We start from the raw sequence: 18,899 nt of genomic DNA on the forward strand, positions 1-18,899 counted from the left end.
CACCGCGCGTTCGACGAAGCGCTCCACCACGTCGTCGGCGTAGTGGCGGTAGCCGAGCAGGTTCTGGCCGCGCAGCAGCATCTGCAGCGGGGTTTTGGGCATGGCTTTTTTGAGTTCACGCAGGCGAACCCACGGGTCTTCGCCGAGGAAACGGATGCAGGCGTCAAAGGTGGCGCCGCCCCAGCACTCCAGCGAGCCGTAGCCCACGTCGTCGAGCTGAGCGGCAATCGGCAGCATATCGTCAAGACGCAGGCGGGTGGCGAACAGAGACTGGTGGGCGTCGCGCAGGACGACATCGGTAATGGCAATGGTCATGGATCCCTCCGGGAAATTAAACGTGGTGGCGGTGATGGTGAATGGCGGCGGCAATCACCGGCTTTAAGCGGGTGAAGTCGTCCACGACGGGAACGGCGCGCGGTGCGGGCGCGGCGACGGGCTCCGGGAAGAAGCGAGTAATCACGGCAGACATGCCGCGAATGGCGAAAATCAGCAGGAACAGAAAGCTCAGTACGAACCCCATCCCTAAAAACATCAGGGTGAAACCTTCACCCAGTAGTACAGCTTCATTCATGAATCATTTTCCATAATGAGAGGCACGACGGTGGCCTTGACGACAACCTTCCTGGTGAATCCGGCTAAGGAGTAGAGTGGATTTCCCTTGGCCACCTCTGGCTTTGGCCTCTACTTTTCTCCAGGTCGTTTGCGGCAAAGACACCGCCGTGCGTTTTTTTACACCATCATGCTGAACACGATGCTAGCGATAACCAGCACAATACCGCCGCCCAGACGAGAGGAAATTTGTGCATATGAAATGAGGTTCATACGGTTACAGGCGGAGAGCACTTCCAGATCGCCGGAGCCGCCGCGGTTGGCCATACAAAGACCCGCAGTAATGGATGATTCAATCGGGTAGAAGCCAATCAACCAGCCCCCGATAGCTGCGCCAACGACAGCGCCGACCACAATGATTGCGGCGATAACGACGTTCGCGAACGTCAGGGCATCGATGATCTCTTGCAGATCGGTGTAGCAAACACCCACACCTACCATCAGCACCCACAGCAGTTGTTTGGAGAAGAAGTCAGAAAGACGTTTTGCCCCGGCTTTAATCTCCGGTGAGCAAAGACCTGATGCGTTCAGAGCAGCAACAATCAGAACCATCCAGGCGAAGTAGTGAATAGAGACGCCGCCGATGCTTGGCAGAATTTTCTTGGCAACAACATAGGCCAGCAGGAAGCAGGTGGTGGATAACACCATGCCAACCGCCGTTTCACGATGGGTAATCTGACCGGCCTTTTCATCATCTTCGGTTTTGAAGGAAGCCTTACGAACCAACTCGCCTTCACCGCTAAGCCAGGTGTATTTTTTACCGACCATATCGAGGAGGGCGGCGAAAATAATGGCGAAGATATTCGCAATGGTCAGAATAGCAATAGCCGTTGAGTAATACTCTTCGCGAGAACGTCCGGTAACCGAGTGATAAATTTCAGACAGAGGCACGGCGCCCGCGCCGTTACCACCGCCCATAATCGGCAGAACGTACAGCATCATGATACGGTCGACCGGGATACCGAAGCACAGACCAATGACGATACCGAAAAGGGACGCGCCGACAATCCCGGCGAGGATGGTTGGGATATAGCCCAGCAGTGATTTTAATAGCAGCTTACGGTTTACCGACAGGATCGCGCCTGTGATCAATACTGCGATAAACAGGTTAAGGAAGTTGCTTTTATCCATTACGTTGCTGATCGCATCAATTTCTTTCTGCGTAAATATACCAGCATAGACAAAATAAGCTGCAACCAGAAATATCATAACCGGTGCGCCGCCAATATATTTATTGAAGATCGGTAAACGTTTGCCGATTTCACCAAAAATGGCCCCCATAACAAACATAAGAGCAAAACCACCGACTAAGTCAGTCGGTATAGCGTTATAGAAATGAGACAGTAATAAAGTAATTAATGCAAAGGCATAAAGCGGTAGCGGCATACCAAAGATTTTGAATCTGAGTAAATCGCTGGCCCCCTTTTTCTCCGTCGCCGAAGCCTGGGTCATGTTGGTCATAAACATTTTCCTGTGTATTGATGGGTAACAAGACCCGCGCATACTAATAAATTCAATGAACCGTGAGATGTGACTATCTTCACTGAATGGTTGTGTTTTTAATTAATTTAATTATTTTTATTAACTCTGGTTAATTAAGGAAATAAAAACCATAAAGCTTATAAAAGCAAGGGGGAAAGTGTGATGTCTATTCCAGACGAGTAATACAAACGCTGGCGAAATATGCGGCGTTATTTGCTGACGGATGCAGAATAGAGTGAATCTAATATTTAAACGCATTTATTTGCAAAAGGATGTATTGCGTCGCGAGTCGGTCGCCATGTTTCTGGAGGGCGTGGGACTCGCCCTGGAAGACGATTGTGAAATCGCGGTATGCGCATATTGGCAGGGTGAGATAGTTGGATGCGGCTCGCTGGCCGGAAACGTACTGAAATGCATCGCCGTTTCCCCGGTTTTACAAGGGGAAGGGCTCAGCCTCAAACTGCTGACTGAGCTGCTTACATTGGCCTACGAGTTAAACCGCAGCGAGCTTTTCCTGTTCACTAAGCCGCAAAATCGGTTGCTGTTTTCTGGCGCGGGGTTTTGGCCCATTGCGCAGGCAGGTGAGCTGGCGGTGTTAATGGAGAACAGCAGTGAACGGTTAGCGCGCTTTTGTCGCCAACTGGCGCTTTATCGTCAACCGGGAAAAACGATCGGCGCCATCGTCATGAACGCCAATCCGTTTACCTTGGGCCACCGTTACCTGGTGGAGCAAGCAGCTGCGGCCTGTGACTGGTTGCATCTGTTTGTAGTCAAAGAAGATGCTTCATTTTTTTCCTATACCGACCGTTGGGCGCTGATCGAACAAGGAATCGCGGGCATTGACAACGTCACGTTGCATTCCGGCTCCGCTTATATGATCTCGCGTGCGACGTTCCCCGGCTATTTCCTCAAAGAAAAAGGGGTTGTGGACGACTGCCATTGCCAGATCGATCTGCAACTCTTCCGTGAACATCTGGCTCCAGCGCTGGGGATTACCCATCGTTTTGTCGGCAGTGAACCGTTTTGTCCTCTGACCTGTGCCTATAACCAGCGAATGCACGACATTTTACACGATCCGAAGCGCAGCGGCCCGGTTATTGAGGTCGTCGAGCTGGCGCGGGTGGAGAAAAACGGCACGGCTATTTCCGCCTCTCGCGTCAGAAAACTGTATAGCGAACGTAATTGGCCGGCAATAAGCGCGCTGGTGCCTGCTGGCACCCTGGCATATCTGCAGCGGCATGCCGCCAGACACACTGAAACCATATGACGTAACACCGTTAACAAGGAACATAACTAATGAAAATCATTAAAGATGCCCTGGCAGGCACGCTGGAATCCAGCGATGTGATGATCAGGATTGGTCCATCCAGCGAGCCAGGAATTCGGCTGGAGCTAGAGAGTCTGGTGAAGCAGCAGTTTGGCGCGGCGATTGAGCAGGTGGTTCGGGAAACGCTGGCGAAACTCGGCGTTGAACGCGCGCTGGTTAGCGTCGATGACAAAGGCGCGCTGGAGTGCATTTTACGCGCCCGAGTGCAGGCGGCGGCGCTGCGCGCTGCAGAACAAACGGAAATTCAATGGAGTGCGTTATGAGACCTCGTCGCAGTATGTTGTTTATTCCCGGCGCAAATGCGGCCATGTTGAGCACCTCGTTTGTCTACGGTGCGGACGCGGTGATGTTCGACTTAGAAGACGCCGTAGCGTTACGTGAGAAAGATACCGCCCGTCTTTTGGTTCATCACGCGCTTCAACATCCGTTCTATCAGGATGTTGAAAAAGTGGTGCGCATTAATCCACTGAACACGCCGTTTGGTCTGGCCGATCTTGAGGCTGTCGTGCGTGGTGGCGCGGATATCGTGCGTCTGCCGAAAACCGACAGCAAAAACGATGTGCTGGAGCTGGAAGCGCAGGTTGAACGGATCGAACGTGAATGTGGACGTGAAGTCGGCAGTACCAGGCTGATGGCGGCGATCGAATCAGCGAAAGGCGTGGTCAATGCCGTCGACATCGCCACCTCCAGCCCGCGCATGGTGGCAATTGCGCTGGCGGCATTTGATTACGTGATGGATATGGGCACCAGCCGGGGCGATGGCACCGAGCTGTTCTACGCCCGCTGCGCAGTGCTGCATGCGGCGCGCGTTGCGGGTATTGCCGCCTATGATGTCGTTTGGTCGGATATCAATAATGAAGAAGGCTTCCTGAAGGAAGTGCAGTTGGCGAAAGGGCTTGGTTTTAACGGTAAGTCCTTAGTGAACCCACGTCAGATTGAGCTGTTACATCAGGCTTATTCTCCGACACGTAAAGAAGTTGAGCATGCGCACGAGGTGATTGCCGCCGCTGAAGAGGCTGAGTCTCGCGGTCTGGGCGTCGTTTCACTCAACGGCAAAATGATTGACGGCCCGATTATCGACCACGCGCGCAAAGTGGTGGCGCTGTCGGCTTCCGGTATTCGTGATTAAGGAAGGAACCATGAAAGAGACTGTAACCATGCTCAACCAGCAATATGTCGTACCGGAAGGATTACAGCCCTACCAGGGGGTAACAGCAAACAGCCCGTGGCTTGCCAGTGAAACGGAAAAGCGTCGGCGTAAAATTTGTGACTCGCTTGAAGAGGCTATCCGTCGTTCCGGGCTTAAAAATGGCATGACGATATCCTTCCACCATGCGTTTCGTGGTGGCGACAAAGTCGTCAATATGGTGATGGCGAAGCTGGCGGAAATGGGATTCCGCGATCTGACGCTTGCCTCCAGCTCATTAATTGATGCCCACTGGCCGCTTATCGAACACATTAAAAATGGCGTGGTGCGGCAGATCTACACCTCCGGGCTGCGCGGCAAGTTAGGGGAAGAGATCTCCTCTGGCCTGATGGAAAACCCGGTACAGATCCACTCTCACGGCGGCCGCGTAAAGCTGATTCAGAGCGGTGAGCTGAATATTGATGTCGCTTTCCTCGGCGTGCCGTGCTGCGATGAATTTGGTAATGCTAACGGCTTTAGCGGCAAGTCACGCTGCGGCTCTTTGGGATATGCGCAGGTTGATGCGCAGTATGCTAAATGTGTGGTGCTCCTGACTGAAGAGTGGGTCGAATTTCCCAATTATCCGGCCAGTATCGCGCAGGATCAGGTTGATTTAATCGTGCAGGTGGATGAGGTAGGGGATCCGGAAAAAATCACCGCGGGCGCGATTCGTCTGTCCAGCAACCCGCGTGAACTGTTGATCGCCCGGCAGGCGGCCAATGTGATCGAACACTCAGGTTATTTTTGTGACGGTTTCTCGCTGCAAACCGGCACCGGTGGCGCTTCTCTGGCGGTCACCCGTTTCCTGGAAGACAAAATGCGTCGCCACAACATTACGGCGAGTTTTGGCCTGGGCGGGATCACCGGCACCATGGTGGATCTGCATGAGAAAGGGTTGATCAAAGCGTTGCTGGATACGCAATCATTCGATGGCGATGCCGCCCGTTCGCTGGCGCAGAACCCGCATCATATTGAAATCTCAACCAATCAATACGCGAACCCCGCCTCTAAAGGCGCGGCATGCGAACGCCTGAACGTGGTGATGCTGAGCGCACTGGAAATTGACGTGAATTTCAACGTTAACGTGATGACCGGTTCAAACGGCGTACTGCGTGGCGCATCGGGCGGCCATAGCGATACGGCAGCAGGGGCCGATCTCACCATTATTACCGCACCGCTGGTCCGTGGCCGAATCCCATGCGTGGTGGAAAAAGTGCTGACTACCGTCACGCCTGGGGCAAGTGTTGATGTGCTGGTTACCGACCATGGTATTGCGGTGAACCCTGCGCGTCAGGATCTGCTTGATAACCTGCGTGCTGCGGGCGTGGCGCTGATGACCATCGAACAACTGCAACAGCGCGCTGAGCAACTGACCGGTAAACCGCAGCCGATTGAGTTTACCGATCGGGTGGTGGCTGTGGTGCGTTATCGCGACGGTTCAGTGATTGACGTGATTCGCCAGGTTAAAGGCTGATGAAGGGCACAGACCTGCTGTACGAGGGCCAGGCAGTTACGCTGGAGGAGATGCTACAAGCGCGCGATAAACGTGCCGCCAGGCAGCGTCAGGCGTTGAACTGCTATCGGCTACCGTTGATTTCCCTCACGCTGGTTGCACCGGGCGCCGTTAAAAACTCAGCGGTCTGGCGGCGTGTCGCCGATTACGCAATTGCCGAAATACTGGCGCTTTGCGAACAGAAGGAGTGGGTCAACGTCTGGGAAATGCAGGTAAATGAACGCAGCGGCCCGGAATGGATGGCAGCGGTCTGTGCGCCAGCAATGGCGTTGAAACAGCACATGTCGACACTAGAGATGAGCCATCCGTTAGGGCGGCTTTGGGACATCGACATTATTGATAGCGACGGTAAGTCGCTATCACGCCGTGAACTCGGGCATCCTGCCCGGCCATGTTTGATATGCCAGCAGGATGCTCATCTCTGTGCCCGGGGCAAGCATCACACCCTTGACCTTTTGTTGGATGAAATTGCACGAAGGATTGAATGCTATGAGCGTGAGCGTTGTGACTGAACGGCGTACGCCAGCGTACTCATCGCTGGCGGCTGGCGAACTTAATGGGTTGGTTGCAAGAGCGCTGCTGACGGAAGCCAGGCTGACACCAAAACCCGGTCTGGTCGATATTCGTAATTCGGGAGCGCATAGGGATATGGATCTGGCGGCATTTGAACGTAGCACTACCGCCATTGCTCCATGGATGGAAAAGTTTTTTATCATGGGCAACAACACGGCGGCGCTGGCGGCAGAAAATGTCCTGGTGATGCTGCGTCCGCTGGGGATGGCCTGTGAGAACGATATGCTACAGGCGACCAATGGTGTGAATACCCATCGCGGGGCGATTTTCGCTTTTGGCCTGCTGAGCGCAGCGATTGGCCGACTTCTCGCGCGGGGAGAACCGTTGGAGCAAAATCGTATCTGCGACCAGGTTGCCCGCCTGAGTCGGAATATTGTTGCCCACGAGCTCTCAGCAAAAAAAGCGGGAAAACTGACAAAGAGTGAAACCCATTTCCAGTGTTATGGCCTGTCGGGCGCGCGGGGAGAAGCGGAAAGCGGTTTTCGAACCGTCAGAACGCAGGCTTTGCCGGTGTTTAACCGGGTCGTGCAGGAGCATGACGATACCCATCTTGCCCTACTGCAAACATTGTTGCATCTGATGGCGTGGAATGATGATACCAATCTGGTGTCACGGGGAGGCCTGGAAGGGCTTTACTACGTGCAGCAGCAGGCACAAAAATTGTTGTGGCAAGGGGGCGTATTGGTTGAGGGGGGCATTGAAGCGATGCAGTCCCTCGATGATGAACTCATCCTGCGTAACTTAAGCCCTGGCGGTAGCGCGGATTTACTGGCAGTGACCTGGTTTTTAAGTCATTTTCCTGCCGGTTCCCTCTATCCTGAGTAAGTTTCTCTTCTTTCATTCTCTCCAGCAATGATTCATCCTGCGGGATGAATCATGTCTTTTACTGATATCGCTCCCTGTTTATCATTAATTTCTAATTATCGGCGATTTTAGATGGCGGCCTCCGGGCGCGCTGGTTACTCTGAAAACGGTTTACGCAATTTTTACAAAAGAGAATAGCTATGCATGAAGCACAAATCCGCGTCGCCATTGCCGGCGCCGGTGGCCGCATGGGACGGCAGTTAATCCAGGCCGCCATGGCGATGGAAGGTGTTCAGCTGGGTGCCGCGCTGGAGCGCGAAGGCTCTTCCTTGCTGGGCAGCGATGCTGGCGAACTGGCGGGGGCGGGAAAGTCCGGCGTGATCGTTCAAAGCAGCCTTGAGGCGGTAAAAGATGATTTTGACGTTCTCATCGATTTTACCCGTCCGGAAGGCACGTTGACGCATCTGGCGTTTTGCCGCCAGCATGGTAAAGGGATGGTGATTGGTACTACCGGCTTTGACGACGCCGGTAAACAGGCCATTCGCGAGGCGTCACAAGAGATTGCGATCGTTTTCGCCGCAAACTTTAGCGTCGGCGTTAACGTCATGCTCAAGCTGCTGGAGAAAGCCGCGAAGGTAATGGGCGACTATAGCGATATTGAAATTATTGAAGCGCACCACCGCCATAAAGTGGATGCACCGTCGGGTACGGCGCTGGCAATGGGCGAGGCAATCGCCGGGGCGCTGGATAAAAATCTGAAGGACTGCGCGGTCTACTCGCGTGAAGGTTATACCGGCGAGCGCGTACCGGGCACGATTGGCTTTGCGACCGTTCGGGCGGGCGACATCGTCGGCGAACATACCGCGATGTTTGCCGATATTGGCGAGCGCGTAGAGATTACGCATAAAGCTTCCAGTCGCATGACGTTTGCAAATGGCGCGTTGCGATCGGCGTTATGGCTAAAAACGAAGAAAAATGGGCTATTTGACATGCGGGATGTGCTGGGGCTGGATGTATTATAGCGACTAAATACCTTCGTGATGTGGTTGTGGTAATCAAGATTAATTGATTACAAAGGGCAATATATTATTGCCCTTTTGTTTTTTTGCCCCCCGGTTATTCGGTCAGATAAATAACGCCTTTCACCATTCATGTTTCGACAGTTTCTTCTCCCACGACATGTTCTGCCGCAGTGGCTTACCGTATGCAAAAGGCACCTCGACCAGACTGATAAGACTGATATCCATCGGGGGGTAGTGCTGTTCCACGGGGGCGTTTTATCTCTTTTGCTTCAATAGGTTAGCTTTTTTATGCTGTAGTGAGGCTGGTTGTGGTCCAATCGTATGCGCTAGTCTTAAAGAAAAAGAAGCTGGATCTTTATATCGCGATTGGAGTTGTCATTACATTGTCTTAATCTGCTGTTTTTTGTTGATTTTATAATGCATTTGATTTGTTTTTTATATTTTTAACTTATTGATTTTTAAAATGTTTTTGTCGTTAATTTTCTTAATTTTGAATTTTTATTAATTTAATAACATTAATGGCTATTAAATGAATTTTTATCGTTGTTTTTTGTTGTTTTAATGTGAAATTTGACCATTTGGTCCACTTTTTATCGTTCCAGTCAGCTTTTTTCGAACTTAAGGAAGCGCAAGCGTTTTCTATCGTCACTTAGTTGATCTTTTTGCCTCTTAAACAGAATAACTTACTTATAATGTGCAAAATAACATAAAAAATACCCGCTTTAAGTTGACTTTTATCCGGCTTAACTTCAGAATGCCGCCGTTTGCCAGAAATCCACGGGTAAGCAAATTTGCATTGCTTCATACTGACTGAATGAATTAATATGCAAATAAAGTGAGTGAATATTCTCTGGAGGGTGTTTTGATTAAGTCAGCGCTATTGGTTCTGGAAGACGGAACCCAGTTTCACGGTCGGGCCATTGGGGCAACGGGTTCGGCGGTTGGGGAAGTCGTTTTCAATACTTCAATGACCGGTTATCAAGAAATCCTCACTGATCCTTCCTATTCCCGCCAAATCGTCACTCTTACTTATCCCCATATTGGTAATGTCGGCACCAATGAAGCCGATGAAGAATCTTCTCAGGTTCATGCGCAAGGTTTAGTGATTCGCGATCTGCCGCTGATTGCCAGCAACTTCCGTAACACAGAAGACCTCTCTTCTTACCTGAAACGGCATAACATTGTGGCGATTGCTGATATCGATACCCGCAAGCTGACCCGACTGCTGCGTGAGAAAGGCGCACAGAACGGCTGCATCATTGCAGGCGATAGCCCGGATGCGAAGCTGGCGCTGGAAAAAGCGGAAGCATTCCCTGGACTGAACGGTATGGATCTGGCGAAAGAAGTGACCACGGCGGAAACCTACCGCTGGACGCAGGGTAGCTGGACGCTGAAAGACGGTTTACCGGAAGCGAAATCTGAGGATGACCTGCCGTTCCACGTGGTGGCCTACGATTTTGGCGCCAAGCGCAACATTCTACGTATGCTGGTGGATCGCGGCTGCCGCCTGACGGTGGTGCCAGCGCAGACCGCTGCTGAAGAAGTGCTGAAAATGAATCCGGACGGCATTTTCCTGTCGAACGGCCCTGGCGACCCGGCCCCGTGCGACTACGCCATCGACGCGATTGAGAAATTCCTCCAGACCGACATTCCGGTATTTGGCATCTGCCTCGGCCATCAGCTGCTGGCGCTGGCGAGCGGTGCGAAGACCGTTAAGATGAAGTTCGGCCATCACGGCGGCAACCATCCGGTAAAAGATATGGACAGAAACGTGGTGATGATCACCGCGCAGAACCACGGCTTTGCGGTGGATGAAGACTCGCTGCCAGCCAACCTGCGCGTGACCCACAAGTCGCTGTTCGACGGCACCCTGCAGGGCATTCATCGTACCGACAAACCGGCGTTCAGCTTCCAGGGACACCCGGAAGCCAGCCCGGGCCCGCACGATGCGGCGCCGCTGTTCGACCACTTTATCGAGCTTATTGAGCAATACCGTCAGTCCGCGAAATAATCAGGAGTAATAAGAGCCATGCCAAAACGTACAGATATAAAAAGCATCCTGATTCTGGGCGCGGGCCCGATTGTTATCGGTCAGGCGTGTGAGTTTGACTACTCCGGCGCTCAGGCGTGTAAAGCGCTGCGCGAAGAGGGCTACCGCGTTATTCTGGTGAACTCCAACCCGGCCACCATCATGACCGACCCGGAAATGGCCGATGCCACCTACATCGAGCCGATTCACTGGGAAGTGGTGCGCAAAATCATTGAAAAAGAGCGTCCGGATGCGGTGCTGCCAACCATGGGCGGCCAGACGGCGCTGAACTGCGCGCTGGAGCTGGAGCGTCAGGGCGTACTTGAAGAGTTCGGCGTGACCATGATTGGCGCCACCGCCGACGCCATTGATAAAGCCGAAGACCGTCGTCGCTTCGATATCGCGATGAAGAAAATTGGTCTCGACACCGCGCGTTCCGGTATCGCGCACACCATGGAAGAAGCGCTGGCGGTTGCCGCTGACGTCGGCTTCCCGTGCATCATCCGTCCGTCCTTTACCATGGGCGGCACCGGCGGCGGTATCGCTTACAACCGTGAAGAGTTCGAAGAAATCTGCGAACGCGGTCTGGACCTCTCGCCAACCAACGAGCTGCTGATTGATGAATCGCTGATCGGCTGGAAAGAGTACGAGATGGAAGTGGTGCGTGATAAAAACGACAACTGCATCATCGTCTGCTCTATCGAAAACTTCGACGCAATGGGTATCCATACTGGGGACTCGATCACCGTGGCCCCGGCCCAGACGCTGACCGACAAAGAATACCAAATCATGCGTAACGCCTCGATGGCGGTACTGCGTGAAATCGGCGTCGAAACCGGCGGTTCTAACGTCCAGTTCGCAGTGAACCCGAAAAACGGTCGTCTGATCGTTATCGAAATGAACCCGCGCGTATCCCGCTCCTCGGCGCTGGCGTCGAAAGCCACCGGCTTCCCGATTGCCAAAGTGGCCGCCAAACTGGCGGTGGGTTATACCCTCGACGAGCTGATGAACGACATCACCGGTGGGCGTACTCCGGCCTCCTTCGAGCCGTCCATCGACTATGTGGTTACTAAAATTCCGCGCTTTAACTTTGAGAAATTCGCCGGTGCTAACGACCGTCTGACCACCCAGATGAAATCGGTCGGGGAAGTGATGGCGATTGGTCGCACGCAGCAGGAATCCCTGCAGAAAGCGCTGCGTGGCCTGGAAGTGGGCGCCACCGGTTTCGACCCGAAAGTCAGCCTCGACGACCCGGAAGCGCTGACCAAAATCCGCCGCGAGCTGAAAGACGCGGGCGCAGATCGTATCTGGTATATCGCCGATGCCTTCCGCGCAGGCCTCTCCGTCGACGGCGTGTTCAACCTGACCAACATCGACCGCTGGTTCCTGGTACAGATTGAAGAACTGGTGCGTCTGGAAGAGAAAGTGGCTGAAGTCGGTATTACCGGCCTCAACGCCGACTTCCTGCGTCAGCTCAAGCGTAAAGGGTTTGCCGATGCGCGTCTGGCGAAACTGGCGGGCGTGCGTGAAGCGGAAGTCCGCAAGCTGCGTGACCAGTATGACCTGCATCCGGTCTACAAGCGTGTGGATACCTGCGCGGCGGAATTCGCCACCGATACCGCCTACATGTACTCCACTTATGAAGATGAGTGCGAAGCGAACCCGTCCGTTGACCGCGACAAAATCATGGTCCTCGGCGGCGGCCCGAACCGTATCGGCCAGGGCATTGAGTTTGACTACTGCTGCGTACACGCCTCGCTGGCGCTGCGTGAAGACGGTTACGAGACCATCATGGTCAACTGTAACCCGGAAACCGTCTCCACCGACTACGACACTTCCGACCGCCTGTACTTCGAGCCGGTGACGCTGGAAGACGTGCTGGAAATCGTGCGCATCGAGAAGCCGAAAGGCGTTATCGTGCAGTACGGCGGCCAGACCCCGCTGAAGCTGGCGCGCGCGCTGGAAGCGGCAGGCGTGCCGGTTATCGGCACCAGCCCGGACGCCATCGACCGCGCGGAAGACCGTGAACGCTTCCAGCATGCGGTTGACCGTCTGAAGCTGAAGCAACCGGCCAACGCCACCGTCACCGCCATTGAACAGGCGGTCGAAAAAGCGAAAGAGATCGGCTACCCGCTGGTGGTTCGTCCTTCTTACGTACTGGGCGGTCGGGCGATGGAAATTGTCTACGACGAAGCCGACCTGCGTCGCTACTTCCAGACCGCGGTCAGCGTCTCTAACGATGCGCCGGTACTGCTGGACCGCTTCCTTGATGACGCGGTTGAAGTGGACGTGGACGCTATCTGCGACGGCGAAATGGTGCTGATTGGCGGCATCATGGAACACATCGAGCAGGCGGGCGTACACTCCGGCGACTCCGCCTGTTCCCTGCCAGCCTACACCCTGAGCCAGGAAATTCAGGATGTGATGCGCCAGCAGGTGCAGAAGCTGGCCTTCGAGCTGCAGGTGCGCGGCCTGATGAACGTGCAGTTTGCGGTGAAAGACAACGAAGTCTATCTGATTGAAGTTAACCCGCGTGCGGCGCGTACCGTACCGTTCGTCTCCAAAGCCACCGGCGTGCCGCTGGCGAAAGTGGCGGCGCGCGTAATGGTCGGCAAATCGCTGACCGAGCAGGGCGTGACCCAAGAAATTATCCCGCCGTACTACTCGGTGAAAGAAGTGGTGCTGCCGTTCAACAAATTCCCGGGCGTTGACCCGCTGTTAGGGCCAGAAATGCGCTCCACCGGGGAAGTGATGGGCGTGGGCCGTACCTTTGCGGAAGCGTTCGCTAAGGCGCAGCTGGGCAGTAACTCCACCATGAAGAAACAGGGCCGTGCTCTGCTCTCCGTCCGCGAAGGCGACAAAGAGCGCGTGGTGGATCTCGCCGCCAAGCTGCTGAAACAGGGCTTTGAGCTGGATGCCACCCACGGTACGGCGATTGTGCTGGGCGAAGCTGGTATCAACCCGCGTCTGGTGAACAAGGTGCACGAAGGTCGTCCGCACATTCAGGACCGCATCAAGAATGGCGAATATACCTATATCATCAATACCACCGCAGGCCGCCGCGCGATTGAAGACTCCAGGGTGATTCGTCGTAGCGCGCTGCAGTATAAAGTGCATTATGACACCACGCTGAACGGCGGTTTTGCCACGACGATGGCGCTCAATGCCGATGCCACCGAGAAGGTAACCTCGGTGCAGGAAATGCACGCGCAGATCAAAAAGTCGTAAACAAAGGGTTCGGCGGATATTGCTCTAACCGGACCTGTAATATAATGTTGAAAGGGTTTCTGTAAAGAAACCCTTTTTTTATCTTGCGTAAGGTCATTCCTGGAGAAGTCCGTTTCCGTAACCACATTTTCAATGTAATAAGCACGATATTGCTCACACTAATCAATATTTAAGTCGCATACTATCTTGCATATCCACAATTTTAATATGGCTTAGTTTTTATTAGTTTGGACAGGCCGTAGCCAGATTTTTAATTTGTGAAATGGTGTGCTTATGTGTGAAAAATATGTTGAAAGACCGCTTTATTTGTTAATTGCTGACTGGATGATGGCAGAGAACCGATGGATCACTGCCAGGGAGATTTCCCGTCAATTTGATATTGAACATTGCAAAGCAATTAATACGCTCTCCTATATTCTGTCAGAAGTGGGGGAAATTGTTTGTGAAGTGAAGATGATCCCTAACCAAATTGCAGGACGAGGCTGCCAGTGCCAGCGTCTGGTGAAAGTCGTGAGTATCGACTCTCAACTCTATCGCCGATTGAATCATAATTTGCAGGAAAGAAAAGTGAGCGTGGCGAAAGCGCCGCGGCTGTCTGCCGTTCCCCCCACAGAACTAAACCGTGAGCAGAAATGGCAGATGATGCTCTCCAAGAGTATGCGTCGCTAATTGTCTGTTTAACCTGATGGCGGGGTAAACGGTAATTGACGCGTAGGCCGGATAAGCGTGAGCGCATCCGGCATCAATTACTGTGCTGATTTTGGCTTCACGTCCGTCGTGCCTTTCAGGCGCGGCCGGTTTTCTTCGACCTGCGTTAACGGCTTCGTTTCAGATAACCCCGTTCGACAACGGATCGCAAGATCCTGATATTCTTTGGTATTGAGGCGTTTCCAGTGCAGCTCCTGGTCCGTAACCTGGCGTAGTACGCGCGCCGGTGAACCCACCAGCAGTTGCCTTGCCTCACCCTGAAATCCGGCTTTGACAAAACTCATGGCGGCGACAATGCTCTCTTCGCCAATCACTGCGCCGTCCATAATGACGCTGTTCATGCCGACCAGGGCATCCCGTCCCACCACGCAGCCATGTAGAATAGCGCCGTGGCCGATATGGCCGTTTTCATGCACGATGGTATCGGTATCGCAGTAGCCATGCATAATGCAGCCATCCTGCAGATTAGAGCCTGCCTCCAGGATCAGGCGACCATAATCCCCACGCAATGACGCGAGTGGGCCAATATAAACACCGGCGCCCACGATGACATCGCCAATCAGCACGGCGCTGGGATGGACAAACGCGTCCGGATGCACCACCGGGATCAGTCCTTCAAAGGCGTAATAGCTCATAGTTGTACCTCGGTTTTTTTTGCCGGATGGCGGCGTAAACACCTTATCCGGCCTACGGTTGCGCATGTGCTGTAGGCCGGATAAGCGAAGCGCCATCCGGCATAGTCACATTAACGACCTTTCCACACCGGATCGCGTTTTTCGGCAAATGCCTGCGGTCCTTCGAGCGCATCTTCTGAATGCAGTACCGACGGATAATGCTTCAGCACGCCGCTGCGGATGTAGCGGTAGCCTTCTTCTACCGGCATTTCGCTGGTCGCGCGATAAATCTCTTTCAGCGCCGCGATAGCCAGCGGGGCGCTATTGACCAGTTGTTGCGCCAGTTCGCGCGCGCTATCCATCAGTTCGCTCTGGCTGACAACGCGGTTCACGACTCCCCAACGCAGCGCTTCTTCGGCGCTCATTCGTCTGCCGGTCATTACCATTTCGTTGACGATAGCCGGTGGCAGCAGCTTAGGCAGACGCAATACGCCGCCGCTGTCAGGCACGATGCCGAGCTTTGCTTCCGGCAGCGCGAAGCTGGCGTTTTCGGCGCAGACAATAAAGTCCGCCGCCAGCGCCAGCTCAAAACCGCCGCCAAACGCGTAGCCGTTCACCGCGGCGATAACCGGCTTATCGAGGTCAAATATTTCGGTTAAACCAGCAAAGCCGCCGGGACCAAAATCGGCATCCGGCGCTTCACCTTCCGCTGCCGCTTTTAAGTCCCAGCCAGCAGAAAAGAATTTCTCCCCGCCGCCGGTAATGATTGCTACGCGTAATTCCGGATCGTCACGGAAATTAAGAAAAGCTTCACCCATTGCAAAGCTGGTTTTGGCATCAATGGCATTCGCTTTAGGTCGGTCGAGGGTAATTTCCAGGATCGGGCCGTTACGGGTCAGATGTAATGACTCACTCATAGTTCATCTCCAGATAAATAGTTTCCCGGCGGGAGGGATTCCTGCCGGAAGGTTTATTTCAGATTTTTTTTGATTATTTTTCCTGAACAGTTGCGCGGCAGGTCAGTTCTGATCTCCATAAAAGAGGGAACCTTGAATTTCGCCATATTGTTTTCGCAAAAGCTGAAAAACTCGGCTTCGCTTAATGTTTCACCTTCATTAAGGACGATAAACGCTTTAATGGCCTCATCACGGATCGCGTCTTTAATACCAACCACCACAATGTCCTGAATTTTCGGATGCGCAGAAATAATATTTTCCAGCTCGACGCAGGAGACATTTTCCCCGCCGCGTTTAATCATGTTGCAGCGTCTGTCGACAAAATAGAAATAGCCATCCTCATCCTGGTAACCCGAATCACCGGTATGTAACCAGCCCTCTGGTTCCAGCGCCCTGGCGGTTGCCTCCGGCTGCATGTAATACTCTTTGAAGATAGTCTTGCCGGGGATGCCTTTAATACAGATTTCGCCAATTTCTCCGGCGGGCAGCGGGCGATTTTGATCGTCGCGAATTTCAGCTTCATAGCTAAAACCCACGCGACCAATGGAAGGCCAGCGCCGTTTGTCTCCGGGACGGTCGCCAATAATTCCGACAATGGTTTCAGTCATACCATAAGAGGTCAGCAGCCTGACGCCAAAGCGTTCGGTAAAATCGTCTTTTTCCTGCTCGGATAAATTGAGATAGAACATCACTTCGCGCAGGTGATGCTGCCTGTCCGTTGGTGCGGCGGGCTGGACCATCAGCGTGCGGATCATCATCGGGATGCACTCGGTCACCGTCGCCTGATATTTACGTACCTGATCCCAGAAGGCCCTGGCACTGTACTTCTCTAGCAGGACAAAGGTGCTGCCAGCGGAGAATGCAGGCATTGCGGCGGTACACTGACAATCGATATGAAACGCGGGCATCACCGTCATGTACACGTCATCATCGCGCAGGGCGATTTGCCAGGCAGAGTAGTAGCCTGCAAAACGCAGGTTGTAGTGGGTAATTACCACCCCTTTAGGCCGTGAGGTGGTGCCTGAGGTAAACAGAATTTCCGCCGTATCGTCAGTGGATAACGCGGGCGTATAGCACAGCGTGGTGGACTGGCGGGATTGCAGTTGGGTAAAGTGACTCACGCCGTCGTCAGCCGGAAGCTGCTCGCCAATCAGACAGATATGATTAAGCGGAGTGCTATTGTCCTGGCGTATTTCACGGTACATAGGATAAAACTGGGCGCTGGTAACCAGCAGACTCACCTGGCTGTTTTGCAGGATCCAGGCGCTTTCTTCGCCCAGTAAGCGGGCATTAATCGGCACCATAATGGCGCCGATTTTTGCCAGTCCAAACCAGCAAAAGATGAATTCCGGACAGTTATCCAGATGCAGCGCGACCCTATCACCCTTGCGGATCCCTAAGGAATAAAAAAGGTTCGCCGTGCGGTTAATCTCTTCATTGAGCGAAGCATAGCTAAACTGCCGAACGATTCCCTCACAGGATTCGAAAATTAACGCCGTTTTATCTCCGTACACCCCGGCCAGGTCGTCCCACATCTGACGTAAGTTTTGTCCGCCAACGATATCCATATTGCTTTATCCACTGAAATCAGGCGTGAGCGCTAACCGGAAAACCGATTAGCGCATCGCGTTTAATCCTCAACTTTGGCCAGGCCTTTGCCGACCAGTTCCTTAATATCTGCTTCGCTATAACCAATGTTTTTCAGAATGGCGGCGGTATCCATGCCGTGTGACGGCATGCCACGCCAGATTTTCCCTGGGTTGTTTTTAAATTTCGGCATGATGTTCGGCCCTTTACAGGTGCGACCGTCCATTGTTTGCCACTGAGTAATCGATTCGCGGGCAACGTACTGCGGATTACCTTCCAGTTCCGGAATGGTGAGCACCTTCGCACAGGCGATATTCAGCTCAGCAAAACGCGCCTGAACGTCGGCGATGGTGTGTGCTGCCAGCCAGGCGTCCAGTTTCTCTTCGACGAGCGGGCCGTAAGGGCATTCCACGCGATGGATGAGCTGCGTGCCTTCCGGAACTTCCGGCGTACCGAGAATGTGGGCCAGGCCAATATCTTTAAAACACTCGTTGATTTGCGTGATGCCGACCAACTCCATGACGATGTAACCATCGGCGCATTTATACAGGCCGCAACCGGCGTAGTAGGGGTCTTTCCCTTTCGTCATACGTGGACAGATTTCGCCGCCGTTGAAGTAGTCCATCATGAAATACTGACCCATACGCAGCATCACTTCGTACATGGCGATATCGATGCTTTCACCTTTACCCGTTTCGCGTACTTTGTGCAGGGCTGCCAGCGCGGCTGTCGTCGCGGTCATCCCGGAGAAGTAATCGGCGGTATACGGGAAGGCTGGCATCGGCTGATCAACGTCGCCGTTTTGGATCAGATAACCACTGAATGCCTGCGCGATGGTGTTATACGCCGGAAGATTGGTGTACTCCTCGGTACCATACTGGCCGAAGCCGGAAAGGTGGGCAATGACCAGTTTCGGGTTATGTTCCCACAGCACTTCATCAGTAATACCACGGCGGGCAAAGGCCGGGCCTTTACTGGCTTCAATGAAAATATCGGTGGTTTCCATCAGTTTCAGAAACGCTTCCCGACCTTCATCTTTGAAAATATTCAGCGACAGGGCGTGCAGGTTGCGGCGTGAGAGCTGCGGGTAGTTAGGCTGTACGCGAATGGTATCGGCCCATGCGACGTTTTCAATCCAGATAACCTCGGCGCCCCATTCGGCGAACATCTGTCCGGCGAATGGACCGGCGATTTCGATTCCTGAAAAAACAACGTGTACCCCAGCAAGCGGGCCAAAGGTTGGCATTGGTAAATGATTCAT

At 53.5% G+C, this 18,899-nt stretch carries 16 protein-coding genes and 1 pseudogene; 10 read left to right on the plus strand and 7 right to left on the minus strand.

All coding sequences use genetic code 11. The annotated features are described in order from the left end of the window. The 3 genes and pseudogenes from ACLJQD_RS14400 to citS form a co-directional block, all read right to left on the minus strand. Positions 1–315: pseudogene (locus ACLJQD_RS14400) on the minus strand (oxaloacetate decarboxylase); the annotation flags it as partial. Positions 316–331: 16 nt separating this feature from the next. Next, complete coding sequence (locus tag ACLJQD_RS14405) at positions 332–571, minus strand: oxaloacetate decarboxylase subunit gamma (RefSeq protein ID WP_001001154.1); 240 nt, start codon at positions 569–571, stop codon at positions 332–334. Positions 572–729: 158 nt separating this feature from the next. Further along, positions 730–2,070: a citrate/sodium symporter CitS gene (citS, locus tag ACLJQD_RS14410; RefSeq protein ID WP_017441580.1), complete on the minus strand. Its 1,341-nt coding sequence runs from the start codon at positions 2,068–2,070 to the stop codon at positions 730–732. 244 nt (positions 2,071–2,314) lie between these two features. Here citS and citC point away from each other — a divergent pair, with 244 nt between their 5' ends. The 10 genes from citC (at position 2,315) to caiF (ending at position 14,442) form a co-directional block, all read left to right on the plus strand. Next, positions 2,315–3,358, plus strand: a complete 1,044-nt coding sequence (citC, locus tag ACLJQD_RS14415) for a [citrate (pro-3S)-lyase] ligase (protein ID WP_001181444.1) — start codon at positions 2,315–2,317, stop codon at positions 3,356–3,358. A gap of 29 nt (positions 3,359–3,387) precedes the next feature. Continuing rightward, the gene (gene citD / locus ACLJQD_RS14420; protein ID WP_000691461.1) at positions 3,388–3,681 is read left to right on the plus strand and encodes a citrate lyase acyl carrier protein; all 294 of its coding nucleotides are present in this window, start codon (positions 3,388–3,390) and stop codon (positions 3,679–3,681) included. Beyond that, positions 3,678–4,547, plus strand: coding sequence for a citrate (pro-3S)-lyase subunit beta (gene citE, locus ACLJQD_RS14425; RefSeq protein WP_001247810.1), 870 nt, complete (start codon positions 3,678–3,680; stop codon positions 4,545–4,547). The genes citD and citE overlap by 4 nt, the downstream gene beginning before the upstream one ends. Before the next feature lie 10 nt (positions 4,548–4,557). Next, entirely contained in the window at positions 4,558–6,078 is a 1,521-nt protein-coding gene (gene citF, locus ACLJQD_RS14430) for a citrate lyase subunit alpha (RefSeq protein WP_017441579.1), read from the plus strand. Beyond that, positions 6,078–6,629, plus strand: a complete 552-nt coding sequence (gene citX / locus ACLJQD_RS14435) for a citrate lyase holo-[acyl-carrier protein] synthase (protein ID WP_017441578.1) — start codon at positions 6,078–6,080, stop codon at positions 6,627–6,629. The genes citF and citX overlap by 1 nt, the downstream gene beginning before the upstream one ends. Continuing rightward, positions 6,607–7,515 carry a triphosphoribosyl-dephospho-CoA synthase CitG gene (gene citG, locus ACLJQD_RS14440; RefSeq protein ID WP_017441577.1) on the plus strand — a complete coding sequence of 303 codons (909 nt, stop codon included), beginning with the start codon at positions 6,607–6,609 and terminating at the stop codon, positions 7,513–7,515. Before citX ends, citG begins: the two co-directional genes overlap by 23 nt. 179 nt (positions 7,516–7,694) lie before the next feature. Continuing rightward, positions 7,695–8,516: a 4-hydroxy-tetrahydrodipicolinate reductase gene (dapB, locus tag ACLJQD_RS14445; protein ID WP_017441576.1), complete on the plus strand. Its 822-nt coding sequence runs from the start codon at positions 7,695–7,697 to the stop codon at positions 8,514–8,516. An 862-nt stretch (positions 8,517–9,378) separates the two neighbouring features. Further along, positions 9,379–10,527: a glutamine-hydrolyzing carbamoyl-phosphate synthase small subunit gene (gene carA / locus ACLJQD_RS14450; protein WP_017441575.1), complete on the plus strand. Its 1,149-nt coding sequence runs from the start codon at positions 9,379–9,381 to the stop codon at positions 10,525–10,527. Between the two features lie 18 nt (positions 10,528–10,545). Then, on the plus strand, positions 10,546–13,773 hold the full coding sequence (carB, locus tag ACLJQD_RS14455; RefSeq protein WP_017441574.1) for a carbamoyl-phosphate synthase large subunit: 3,228 nt from the start codon (positions 10,546–10,548) through the stop codon (positions 13,771–13,773). 273 nt (positions 13,774–14,046) lie between these two features. Continuing rightward, the gene (gene caiF, locus ACLJQD_RS14460) at positions 14,047–14,442 is read left to right on the plus strand and encodes a carnitine metabolism transcriptional regulator CaiF (RefSeq protein ID WP_000333324.1); all 396 of its coding nucleotides are present in this window, start codon (positions 14,047–14,049) and stop codon (positions 14,440–14,442) included. 77 nt (positions 14,443–14,519) lie between these two features. Here caiF and caiE read toward each other — a convergent pair whose 3' ends face one another. From caiE to caiB, 4 genes are all read right to left on the minus strand, one after another. After that, a complete protein-coding gene (caiE, locus tag ACLJQD_RS14465) occupies positions 14,520–15,116 on the minus strand; it encodes a carnitine operon protein CaiE (protein WP_000122863.1) in 597 nt (198 codons plus the stop codon). A gap of 110 nt (positions 15,117–15,226) precedes the next feature. After that, positions 15,227–16,012, minus strand: a complete 786-nt coding sequence (caiD, locus tag ACLJQD_RS14470) for a crotonobetainyl-CoA hydratase (RefSeq protein ID WP_000004383.1) — start codon at positions 16,010–16,012, stop codon at positions 15,227–15,229. 53 nt (positions 16,013–16,065) lie between these two features. Next, positions 16,066–17,619, minus strand: coding sequence for a crotonobetaine/carnitine-CoA ligase (caiC, locus tag ACLJQD_RS14475; RefSeq protein WP_000355808.1), 1,554 nt, complete (start codon positions 17,617–17,619; stop codon positions 16,066–16,068). A gap of 62 nt (positions 17,620–17,681) precedes the next feature. Further along, entirely contained in the window at positions 17,682–18,899 is a 1,218-nt protein-coding gene (gene caiB, locus ACLJQD_RS14480) for an L-carnitine CoA-transferase (protein ID WP_017441572.1), read from the minus strand.

The sequence above is a fragment of the Salmonella sp. SAL04214 genome (genome assembly GCF_046550615.1).
In the GTDB taxonomy this organism is placed as follows: domain Bacteria; phylum Pseudomonadota; class Gammaproteobacteria; order Enterobacterales; family Enterobacteriaceae; genus Salmonella; species Salmonella enterica.